Source organism: [Mycoplasma] phocae, assembly GCF_003332325.1.
Classification (GTDB): Bacteria; Bacillota_I; Bacilli_A; order Mycoplasmatales; family Metamycoplasmataceae; genus Metamycoplasma; species Metamycoplasma phocae.
Genome location: NZ_CP029295.1, coordinates 373,180 through 385,693 on the forward strand (window position 1 = coordinate 373,180; position 12,514 = coordinate 385,693).

Sequence of the window (12,514 nt, forward strand, 5' to 3'; positions counted from 1 at the left end):
TATCAGAAAATAAAAACATGAAATCTAACTCAAACTATGTACAAATTAAAAAATAACTGAAATTGAAAATACAATAGAAAATAATTAATTGTTAATAAACTAGAGAATATATAAAAATATCAATGCTATAAATAAATGTTAATAATAAATAATAAGGATTTTGAAAAAAGTAGCATACACAATTTTATTGATTTTATTGAAAGTTATAATGATTATTATGATAATAGCGTGGTATTTTACTACCACATACTTAATTATATAACTCCTAGAAATAAAAAAACAAACTTTCAATAAACATTTCAAATTTATTCATAAAAAAAGAAAAAAACGATAAAAAAAACAAAAAATTGCAACATATTTATAAATGTTTGTTTAAAAAAATATCGTAATCATCATTTAAAAAATATTAATTAACTTTATAAAAAATTTTATGCCTTAGTTTTTAATAAAAAAATTATTAAAATAAAAATACTATGGCAAATGATTTGCTAATATCAAGGATTTTTTGCTTCTATTAAATTATCCTTAGCATGCTCATTTTAGCATTAATAAGATAGTTAATAATGGCAAAAATAACATTAGATAAATTCTAAAACAATATTAATTCTTATTTTTTATTATTCGCTAATAAAAATGCCAAAATAACTAACAATAAAATTTAGTTATTAAATAATAAATTTATTTTAATAGTAAGACTAAAAATTAAAAGCTGGAGATAAATTACAAAATAAAAACCAAAATAATGTAGAAAATTAGCGATGGTATGAAACTAAATTTATAAGTCAAAATTTAAATAAAAAACAAATTAATAAAATACTATTTTTAAAATATTTAATTTAATATAACAAAACTATTTATATTAATAAAATTAAAAAATTTACTTAATTTAATTTTGTAAATTTAAATTTTATTTTTTTTATAAAGTCAGTATTTTTTAATTAAATGTCTAAAAAAGGATTTGTAAGAATAAATTTTAGTTAATCAAAAATTCTAAAATATAATAAAAAGGCAAATGTTTAGTCTAATTATAGTAGATGTTATAGTAGATGTTATAGTAGCAAATGCTACTAAATTATGTAAGGCAAACATGCTATAAATTAGAAAATTAATTTTGATGGCATTACAACAATGTAGGGCATTTTAAATTTAGATCTAGTAGCGATTAACTAAATCAGTAGTTTATTAGTCAACGAATTATAATAACTTTTTATATAAACTTTATATTTATAGATTAAAGAAGCAAATGTAATATTTTTTATATATTTGCTTTTTTGTTAAGTAATAGATAAAATGAAAAAAATTGTCTGTCTATATTAAGACTGTTTTAGCTTTTAGTTTATAAATTATCCCTTGCCGCAGTTTTTTTATTTAGCATATTTAATTTAATAAATATCTGAATATATATTATAATATATATCAATTTATTTTAGCATTAATCATATTAATGCCATAAAGAAAGGAAATAGATATATTTATGAAGAAAAAAATATCAATTATTTTAGGAACTTTGAGCTTAGCGGCGATTAGCGGGATTGGTGTGATTAGTGCTGTTGCTTGATGGTCAAATAAGCTTAATAAAGTGATTCTTGATAATTATTTAGAAATTGCCAAACAAGCAACTCAGGCGAGGCATTTAACAATTGATGAAGCAATTAGGCAAATTCAAGAAATTTCAATGCCTAAAGGAGTTTCTAAAGTTTTAGTTTCTAATGTAGATAATAAAATTGAGCTAAAATTTGAAGTTTCAAGAGGCCATGCTTTAGTTGATGATATAACTCTACCATTTACACCGATTAAAAAAGTAAATATCGATGAGTTTAGCAGCAAAGTTAAAAATTTAGTTGAGTATAAATTTAAATTAATAGATAACACTAAAAAAGAAATTCATAAGCTAGTAACACCAGAAGGAGTTGCTAGTTTCGAAGTTATCACTAATAACCATGAAATTACAATTTTTTTTAAATCTAAACCAGGTTATATGGAAATTTCTAATCTAGTATTTACTTTTTTGCCAATTCAGGAAGCAAATATTACAGAGTTTGAAAATAAAGTTAAGGGAATTGTTGATCGTAAATACAGAACTGTTAATGATGCAATTAATGAGATTAAAAAAATTGGGTTGCCGACAGGAATAAAGGCCATTAAATCAACAGCTTCTAATAATAAAATTAATATAACGTTTGAGATGGATTTCGGCTATGTACAAATTGAAAATAAAACTTACGATTTTAGTTCAATTAAAGATGTTAACATTACAGAGTTTGAAAATAAAGTTAAGGGAATTGTTGATCGTAAATACAGAACTGTTAATGATGCAATTAATGAGATTAAAAAAATTGGGTTGCCGACAGGAATAAAGGCCATTAAATCAACAGCTTCTAATAATAAAATTAATATAACGTTTGAGATGGATTTCGGCTATGTACAAATTGAAAATAAAACTTACGATTTTAGTTCAATTAAAGATGTTAACATTACAGAGTTTGAAAATAAAGTTAAGGGAATTGTTGATCGTAAATACAGAACTGTTAATGATGCAATTAATGAGATTAAAAAAATTGGGTTGCCGACAGGAATAAAGGCCATTAAATCAACAGCTTCTAATAATAAAATTAATATAACGTTTGAGATGGATTTCGGCTATGTACAAATTGAAAATAAAACTTACGATTTTAGTTCAATTAAAGATGTTAACATTACAGAGTTTGAAAATAAAGTTAAGGGAATTGTTGATCGTAAATACAGAACTGTTAATGATGCAATTAATGAGATTAAAAAAATTGGGTTGCCGACAGGAATAAAGGCCATTAAATCAACAGCTTCTAATAATAAAATTAATATAACGTTTGAGATGGATTTCGGCTATGTACAAATTGAAAATAAAACTTACGATTTTAGTTCAATTAAAGATGTTAACATTACAGAGTTTGAAAATAAAGTTAAGCAAATTCTTAATCGCAAACACAAGACGATTTATCCAGCAATTACTGAAATTAAAAGGCTGATATTACCGGTTGGAATAAAATCCATTGATGTAAGAACTTCTAACTCAAAAATCAACATTACATTTAAGATGGATATAGATTATGCACAAATTGAAAATAAAACTTACGATTTTAGTCCAATTCAAGAAGTTGATTTATCAAATTTTAGAACCAATGTTACTAAACTTGCTAAAAATGAATGCTATTCTATTGAAGAATATAATAGAAAAGTTAAAGAGTTAACACTACCGGTTGGAGTAAAAGAAATAAAAGTAAACATTTCAAAAGATGAAAGAAATGTTGAATTTCATGTCATATTTCAAGATGGTTACACCGGAATAGAAAAATTTAATGTTAACCTTGAAATCGCATGATCTATTTAAGAAATGTTTACTATTAGCTATTAATAAACAAAAATTTAAGTTTATCAATTGAGATAATAAAAATTAATTGTGTAACTTGAATTTTTTATATATTTTGTACAATAAACTCTATTGAATGTTTATCAATTGAAATTGATTTTAATATTTAATTAAAAAAATAAATAATTAATGTTAGATAGTATTACAAAAAATACTAAAAAGCAACAATACTATGACTAAAATCGATATAAAATTCTTGGTATTCAATTTATTTAAAAATTTCTAATAGTTTTACCTACTTTAGGGTCAATCGCTAGTGTCATCACTTTACCGCTTGTTGCGGCGGCATGTAATAATACAAAAACAGAACCAAAACCCAACACAGATCAAGAAGCTGTTAATAAAAGCTTAGATAATATTGCTATTACCGTTGATAATAAGGATAAAACCCTTCCAAGTGCTGTTACACAAGCAAATTTAAAAGTAACTGGACAAGTGGAAGGATTTAATTACACATATACATTAACTGCTGATGATAAGACTGGAACTTTAAAAGTTCAAGTAAAATCAGAAAAAGGCGGACTAAGTGCTACAAAAGATATAATAATTTCTGAATTTAAAAAAGAAACTTCAACTCCTAACCTAGAAGAAGAAAAATTAAGAAATAAAATTGTATTTAAGCATACAGGCAAAATTAGTGGGGCAAATAATTTTGATTTAAAAAATATCAAATTAGAAAATAATGATGATTTTGCTATCGACATGATGATAAAAAAAGAATTTGGAATTAAAATCAAAGCAAATTCATCTATATTTATTCAAAGCTTCAGAAAATATGTGATTGCTAAATTGACTTTAAAAAATTCTAATAAATCATATGATTTTTATGTTAAATTTGAAATTGGAAAAACCAATTCTACGGGAGCTAAAGTTTCAGAAGAAGAATTTAACGAAACTAGAAAACAACAAAAAGAAATTAAAGAGCAAGAATTGAAAAATAAAATTGTATTTAAATATGAAGGCAAAATTAGTGAAGATAACAAGGGTTTTGATTTTAAAAACATTAAATTAGCAAATAATGATGATTTTGAAATTGTAAATAATAAGCCAATAATTAAAAATCAAATTAAATTAGAAGGTATGGATGATTTACAATTCAATAAGAAATATGCAGCTATTAAATTAGATATCAAAAAAGAAAATAGGCAAATACCATTTTATTTAAAATTTGAAACAAATGTAGAAAATCCAATTGGTTATAAAATAACAAAAGAAGAATTTGATGGAATTGTTGATAATCTTGATGTTTCTTCTTTAAAATACAAATATAAAAATGAAATAACAGAAGATTCAAATAGCTTTGATTTAGACAATATCGAGATAGTGGGTGAACAAGCAAACAATTTAAAAATTGAAGAAGAGACCATAATATCTATACATATAACAAATAAAAATTATTGATTAGCAAGAATAACATTAAAGAATAATTCTCGTCAAAAATCACAATACATTTATTTAAAAATTAAAATTCAAAAAGCTGAACAAGATATAGAAATAATTAAACCCGAGATATTTAATGGTGAATTTGCTCCATTATTAAGTTCTAAATTAATGGAAAAAATTTCAGAAATTTATAAAAACAGTAATTCAGAAAAAAACAAATATAAAAAAATGGTTAACAATACATCTAACGTTGATGAATTATTAAGGATAGCAAACAATATTGAATTAGTAGAAAAAGAATTAGGGGAACTGAAAAAAAATATTGAATTTGAATATACCGGAAAAATTGAAAATAAAAAAGATACTCTCAGTGAAGATAACATTACTGTAAAAGGTGATAAAACCGAAGGATATACAAAGAAATTAGTAGAACAGTTAATTAATGAAAAGAATAAACTAGTTATTGCTAGAATTGCCCTAGCAAAAGGTAAATTAGTAGTTAATTTTTATGTTGAATTCAATTTTAACTCAAAAAATACTAAATCTATTGGTAAAATCATCGAATCAAAAGATGTGTTTGAAAAATTAATTTCTGATAAAAATAAAAAATTATTAGAAGAATTAAAAATGCTTCAATTTAAATATGAAGGTAAAGTTAATGAAAATATTAGTCCTGAAGATTTAACTAATATTATCTCGATAAGCAACCCAGAATTTAAAGCTGAAGTTAAAAAAGTGGTACCTGCAAACCACAACCAAAATAAATTAATTATTACTAAAATTAATGTAAAAAGAAATAATGAATTATTAACTACTTTCTTCGTAGAATTTTTAATTAGTCCCTCAACTTCAAAACAAATAACTGGAAGAAAAATCGATTCAAACATAATTATAAGCAAATATTTGGATAAAAGTATTTTAGATAAACTGCTAGGTAATTAATTATAAATAAATAAGAATTTTTTGGATAAGTTAGATAAAATAATTTAAACATTCACCCGACATTGTGTAAAAAACATAATGTGGGGTTTTATAATATTTTTTTGTAATATTTCTAAATTATAGTACTTTATGTATTTGCTGATTTCGTTATTTACTATTTCGAAATCTAAGTTGTTGTATTTTATAAGATCGATGTTTTCTCGCTGCAAATTTGCGAAGAAATACTCCGATCCCCTATTTTCTAATGAACATCCTTTTGCTGACATTGATTGCTGACAATTATGCTTTTCAAGAAAGTTTTTTACATAATTATTTGCATATTCAATTCCGTGGTCAGTGTGAAAAATTTTGGGAAATATTTTGAATTTTGTTATGGCTTTTTTAATCAAATTTGTTGTGTCTTCAGCGGTTCGTTTATCGCTAAGACTTCAGGATAAAATTAGATTTGTGAAATGGTCACGAATTACATGCAGATATTTTCATTTATTTAGACATTTAATGTACCTAATATCTGTTGTTCAAACTTGCCCGAATTGGTAAACATCAAGATCTTTAATTTTATTATTTGTTCATACTCGATTGTATTTCGCTTCTTTTGGAGGATGTTGATATCTCTTGATATATGCTTTTGATTTATATTCAGAATTTTCATAACATTTACGGAATTTATATTCAGTGAAATTTAGAGAAATGTGCTTAAATTTAGCCCTAAATTGAGCATTGTTTTTTAGTTTACTCATAAAAATGTTGTATAGTTTAGTTCTTCCTTGAATATAACCTTCAGAGATTCCGATGCTATTTATTCATTCAATGATTTTAAGATCAATTGTATCTTTTTTCTCGCACAAACATAGTGATAATAAATATTAGTTCTTCTAACAGGCAAATAATTCGCAATCGATGTGATCCGAATATTACTTTTCCCTTCTAGATTTTGTTTCTTATTTCTTTCTTCTAGTTTTTTCTAAATAATTTAATTCATTTGATATTAAATAAACTATTAGCTTTTAGAAATCAATAATAATCTCAAAAAATAAAGTTATTTCTTCTTTATTTAGACCACTAAATTTGCGATTTTCGGGGCGACCCAATTTACCTTTTGAAAATTTTCCCGTTTTTGGCTTTAAATTCATAAAATTAGAATTATATAATATATCATTTTGAAATAACTTTCTTCCATATCTAACCTGCCTATAAAGGGATACCTATATCTCTAATGCTGATATTCATTACCGATAATAAACTAAATTAAAACAATTTAAAATCCGCTTTTGCAATTATTTATAATATTTTATTTTTTCATCAGGATAAAAATTGTTTTAGCATAAAAACACTCCTAATCTTGGAGTGTTAAATTATATAACCTTATTTACACAATTAATTTAATGGTGATTACAACGCACTCTATTTAAAATTAAATAATTTCTATGGAAGTAATTTTCCTTGTTCAAATTCTGATTGAGTAATTTTTATGCCTTCATATTTATTATTACTATTTTTTGAAAACTCTAAATAAATTATAAATTCCTTGCCATCATTTTTAGTAACAAGTTTCACCAAAATGCTTTTACCATCAAAAGCAAGTATTTTTTTTGATTTATTTTGATCTACTATAAATGAATTATTTGAAATATTTATCATATTTAAATTAAAGTTATTAATGTTATTTAAAATTTCTTTATATTCAAATTTAGAAGATTCTAATTCTAATTGTTTTTTTTCTATATCATCTTGAATTTTTTCTTGTTCTTTTTTTATTTTTTTATTTATTTCGTTAAACGTTTTTCATGTAATCATTTCGCTTAATACTTTTCCATTGTTACTAATTGTGAATTTAACATAAACTATAAATCTATATTTCTTATTCTTATTTTGTGTAATTATTTTAGATACAATTTCTTTATCATTAACATAAACTACAACTGCTTCTCTAAGAACGAAATCTTTGTCTGAAATTTCAACTTTGTTCAAGTTAAAATCTGATGCCTTTTTTAATGTACCAGTATATTCAAATTTTGCGGATTCTAATTTTGTTTGTAACGCGTTTTTTTCTTTTCTTTCATTTTTATCTAAACCTAACTTATCGAATATTTCTTTGGTATTTAATTTTATTCCCATTACTTTTGATGAGTTTTGATTATTAAATGCAAATTCAACATAAAAAGATTTTACAAATTTATCTTTTGTTAAAGTAATTCTAGTAAAAACTAACTTTTTATTTTTATCAACTATTTTTTCTATTACTTTTTTTACAAAAATATTTGTACCCTTGCCTGTAACAATGATATTTTTGTTTAAATCATCAATTGTGGTCTTATCGTTAAGTTCTCCTATATATTCAAAATTAGCATTTTTTAAAATTTCAGTTAATTCTTTATTTTTATTAGCAATTAATTTTTTGTATTCATCTTCAGTTGTAAATGTAGCTTTTATTCCAGCAAATTTAACATAAACTTCAAATTTTTTCTCATTTCCCTTTTTTATCTCAATTTTAGCAATAAAGAATTTTTCATTTGTAATATCAATTCCTTGTATTGAATCAACTATATTAGGTATAAATCCAGAAACTCCATTCAATATAAGTCTATCTTTATCAAATGTTCCATTTAAAACTCCTGAATAACTAAATTTTGCTATTTTTTCGAATTCTTCTTTGGTTTCTGGTGTTGGAACAGGCTCTGGTTTTGGCTCAGGTTTTGGAGTAGGAGCTGGCTCTGGATTAGGCTTTGGCGTTGGTGCTGGCTCAGGTTTAGGTTCTGGTTTTGGTGTAGGAGCAGGGTCAGGTTGTGGATTAGGTTTTGGCTCTGTTTTTGTATTATTACATGCCGCTGCAACTAGCGGTAAAGTGATGACACTAGCGATTGACCCTAGAGTGGGTAATTTTTTAATCATTAATATCAAATGAATAAATTCAATTATGTATATATTGACTTCAAAATAGAATTTTTTTAATAGTTTATAATTGACTAATCCAATTTTATAAGAAAAAATACAAAAGAACAAATTTACCAATTTAGTAAATCAAAAATTTATGAAAGAAGAAATGTGAATATTTATTCGGCAAATTGCCATGTTATTTTCAAAAAAACTTTTTAATTCTTTAAATAATGCAAAATTCAATATTAGTTATTCTATAATATATGTTTTTCCTAATTTATAACATTTGCAACATCCTGTATGTAAATAGTTGAAACGTTAAATCATATAATAAAATATACAATTAAAATCAATTATAAATAATTTTAAAATTAAAATTACGGCATTTTAATAATAGATTTATTTTATTTTATCTAAATTCAATTAAGTATGTTTTTAGTTGATATTTAAATTAAAATAAATTTAAAGAATTAAAAAAATATAAATAAATTTTAATTAAAAACTTCACACTATGTATTTACACAATGTGGAGTTAATATTTTAATTCAATAACCGTTTTTATTAAATCAATATTAGTTTTTTATTTTAATTAGAAAAAAGTATTTAGTTTGCATTATTTTTTAGAAATTTTAGCAATTACATCATTTCCTAAGTCAAAAGTAGCAACAACGGTATAGCTAGTTTTGTCGTTTTTTGATGATAATTTAACATCAACAACTCATTTATTGTTTACATTTTTAGCATTATCTAAAACAACAAATTTTCAATCCTTAGGCAATTTTACCATTGAAACTTTATTCTTTTCAAACGCATTAGCTTTTAATTCACCTGTGTATTTTAGCGAAGTTTGAGCAATTGCATTTTCTTCAGTTAATTCTGGATCTTGTGCTGCTTTTTTAGAAATTTTAGCAATTACATCATTTCCTAAGTCAAAAGTAGCAACAACGGTATAGCTAGTTTTGTCGTCTTTTGATGATAATTTAACATCAACAACTCATTTATTGTTTACATTTTTAGCATTATCTAAAACAACAAATTTTCAATCCTTAGGCAATTTTACCATTGAAACTTTATTCTTTTCAAACGCATTAGCTTTTAATTCACCTGTGTATTTTAGCGAAGTTTGAGCAATTGCATTTTCTTCAGTTAATTCTGGATCTTGTGCTGCTTTTTTAGAAATTTTAGCAATTACATCATTTCCTAAGTCAAAAGTAGCAACAACGGTATAGCTAGTTTTGTCGTCTTTTGATGATAATTTAACATCAACAACTCATTTATTGTTTACATTTTTAGCATTATCTAAAACAACAAATTTTCAATCCTTAGGCAATTTTACCATTGAAACTTTATTCTTTTCAAACGCATTAGCTTTTAATTCACCTGTGTATTTTAGCGAAGTTTGAGCAATTGCATTTTCTTCAGTTAATTCTGGATCTTGTGCTGCTTTTTTAGAAATTTTAGCAATTACATCATTTCCTAAGTCAAAAGTAGCAACAACGGTATAGCTAGTTTTGTCGTCTTTTGATGATAATTTAACATCAACAACTCATTTATTGTTTACATTTTTAGCATTATCTAAAACAACAAATTTTCAATCCTTAGGCAATTTTACCATTGAAACTTTATTCTTTTCAAACGCATTAGCTTTTAATTCACCTGTGTATTTTAGCGAAGTTTGAGCAATTGCATTTTCTTCAGTTAATTCTGGATCTTGTGCTGCTTTTTTAGAAATTTTAGCAATTACATCATTTCCTAAGTCAAAAGTAGCAACAACGGTATAGCTAGTTTTGTCGTCTTTTGATGATAATTTAACATCAACAACTCATTTATTGTTTACATTTTTAGCATTATCTAAAACAACAAATTTTCAATCCTTAGGCAATTTTACCATTGAAACTTTATTCTTTTCAAACGCATTAGCTTTTAATTCACCTGTGTATTTTAGCGAAGTTTGAGCAATTACTTCATTTTCTGTGAGAATATTTGGGGTAGGTGGTGTTTGTTCTTCTTTTAAATCATCAAAAGATTTTTTGTTAACATAATCAAATTTAACTCCTGTTGAAGAATTTCTAAATTTTACATAAACATCAAAAACTTTTTTGTTTTCTTTTTTAATTTCTACTTCAACTATAAAAAAGCTTTCACCAGAAAAATCAAATCCTTTTTTAGCTTTTTTTGGAAATGAGCTATACCCAGGAATTTCTTCGATTAATTTTACTTTTGAAATTTCAAGACCTTTAGCACTATTTAAATCTCCAGAATACATAAATTTAGCTTTAGTTTGAAATTCCTTTAATTCTTTATTTAAATCTGGTTTTGGAGTAGGTTTTGGAGTAGGAGCTGGCTCTGGTGTTGGAGCTGGAGTTTCTTTTTTTAGTCCTTCAAGTGTAAAGTCTTTTGATGCACTAAATTTACCTTTTTCTGATTTTACCTTAACAACTAATTTTCCGTCTTTATCATTTGGAGTAAGTGTAGTTGTATATGTAAATCCATCGACCTTTCCAGTAATTTTTAGATTAGACTCAGTTACCTTGCTAGGAATTAAGGTTTCTTTATTGTCTAGTTCAACTTTAATATTATTTAAGCTACTAGTAACAGCTTCCTGTTCTTTTTTTTCATCAGTACATGCCGCAGCAACTAGCGGTAAAGTGATGACACTAGCGATTGACCCTGGAGTGGGCTTGTATTTTATTCCTATAAATTTTAGAGTAAATTAACACTAAAAAAGTTAAACATAAATTTTGTAAAATTAATCGTAGATATAATTGTTATTATAATGTAAAAAAGAACAAGCGCTTCTGCGCCTGAACTTATGATTTAAAATTTTATTTTACTATTATGGTAATAAATTTTGAAATTCTGATTTTGTAATCATAGTTAATTTTTTGTCATTAATAGAAAATTTTAAGTAGGTTATAATTTGTTTTTGATTTTCTGCAATAAAAAATAATTTTATAATGATATCGTTTTTAATGCGAATCCATGCAGATTTTTCTTCGTCTATTTTAAAATTTTTTAATGAAGAATTGATTTTATTTATTTCAAATTTTCATGAAGGACCAATTATATTGTTACCATTGTAAACAAATTCAGATCCTTTTAATAACAAATTGTTATATTCTTCTTCAGAAACAAATTTACCTTTTTTACTAGTAAATTTTACATAAACATCAAATAATTTTGTATTATCTTTTTTAATTAAAATTTTTACTATGTGATATTTTATTTCGCCTGAGGCATCAATACTATTTTTTGATTCTAATACTTCCGATGTATATTCATTGGCATTTGTAAATTTTAGTGCCTTTACATCAAATACATTACTGATTGGTTTTTCATATGAAAATTCAGCTTTTTCTTTAAATTCAATTTTCAACAAATTGGTATATTCTTCTTCAGAAACAAATTTACCTTTTTTACTAGTAAATTTTACATAAACATCAAATGATTTTGTATTATCTTTTTTAATTAAGATTTTTACTATGTGATATTTTATTTCGCCTGAGGCATCAGTACTATTTTTTGATTCTAATACTTCCGATGTATATTCATTGGCATTTGTAAATTTTAGTGCCTTTACATCAAATACATTACTGATTGGTTTTTCATATAAAAATTCAGCTTTTTTCTTAAATTCATCAATATATTTTGGTTTGGGATTTGGCTTTGGATCTGGAATAGGTGCAGGTTTTGTGTCTGGTTTAGGGTCTGGAGCGGGTTTTGGTTCTGGTTTTGGAGTCGGTGTAGGCGTAGGATTTTGATCTGGTTTAGGAGCTGGTGATGGCGCAGGTTTTGTGTCTGGTTTAGGAGCTGGAGCGGGCTCTGTTTTAGTATTATTACATGCCGCTGCAACTAGCGGTAAAGTGATGACACTAGCGATTGACCCTAGAGTAGGCAAAAAACTTG

General features: G+C 24.8%; 7 protein-coding genes and 1 pseudogene. 2 read left to right on the top strand and 6 right to left on the bottom strand.

The genetic code is table 4. From position 1 onward, the window contains the following. Window positions 1-1,474: 1,474 nt before the first annotated feature. Window positions 1,475-3,367 carry a hypothetical protein gene (locus tag DA803_RS01600; RefSeq protein ID WP_114190890.1) on the top strand — a complete coding sequence of 631 codons (1,893 nt, stop codon included), beginning with the start codon at window positions 1,475-1,477 and terminating at the stop codon, window positions 3,365-3,367. Between the two features lie 300 nt (window positions 3,368-3,667). Next, the gene (locus tag DA803_RS06235) at window positions 3,668-5,731 is read left to right on the top strand and encodes a lipoprotein 17-related variable surface protein (protein WP_371845395.1); all 2,064 of its coding nucleotides are present in this window, start codon (window positions 3,668-3,670) and stop codon (window positions 5,729-5,731) included. 44 nt (window positions 5,732-5,775) lie between these two features. Here DA803_RS06235 and DA803_RS06240 read toward each other — a convergent pair whose 3' ends face one another. The 6 genes and pseudogenes from DA803_RS06240 to DA803_RS03370 form a co-directional block, all read right to left on the bottom strand. Further along, window positions 5,776-6,579, bottom strand: coding sequence for a DDE-type integrase/transposase/recombinase (locus tag DA803_RS06240; RefSeq protein ID WP_145960820.1), 804 nt, complete (start codon window positions 6,577-6,579; stop codon window positions 5,776-5,778). Between the two features lie 159 nt (window positions 6,580-6,738). Then, complete coding sequence (locus DA803_RS06245; RefSeq protein WP_277869744.1) at window positions 6,739-6,864, bottom strand: hypothetical protein; 126 nt, start codon at window positions 6,862-6,864, stop codon at window positions 6,739-6,741. A 292-nt stretch (window positions 6,865-7,156) separates the two neighbouring features. Continuing rightward, window positions 7,157-8,623 (bottom strand): variable surface lipoprotein, encoded by a 1,467-nt coding sequence (locus tag DA803_RS01615; protein ID WP_170120251.1) that lies wholly within the window; start codon window positions 8,621-8,623, stop codon window positions 7,157-7,159. A 598-nt stretch (window positions 8,624-9,221) separates the two neighbouring features. Beyond that, window positions 9,222-10,874, bottom strand: coding sequence for a hypothetical protein (locus DA803_RS06250; RefSeq protein WP_277869745.1), 1,653 nt, complete (start codon window positions 10,872-10,874; stop codon window positions 9,222-9,224). Between the two features lie 162 nt (window positions 10,875-11,036). Further along, a pseudogene (locus tag DA803_RS06775) lies at window positions 11,037-11,306 on the bottom strand (lipoprotein 17-related variable surface protein); the annotation flags it as partial. A gap of 138 nt (window positions 11,307-11,444) precedes the next feature. Beyond that, the gene (locus DA803_RS03370; RefSeq protein WP_211305582.1) at window positions 11,445-12,506 is read right to left on the bottom strand and encodes a variable surface lipoprotein; all 1,062 of its coding nucleotides are present in this window, start codon (window positions 12,504-12,506) and stop codon (window positions 11,445-11,447) included. Window positions 12,507-12,514: the final 8 nt, after the last annotated feature.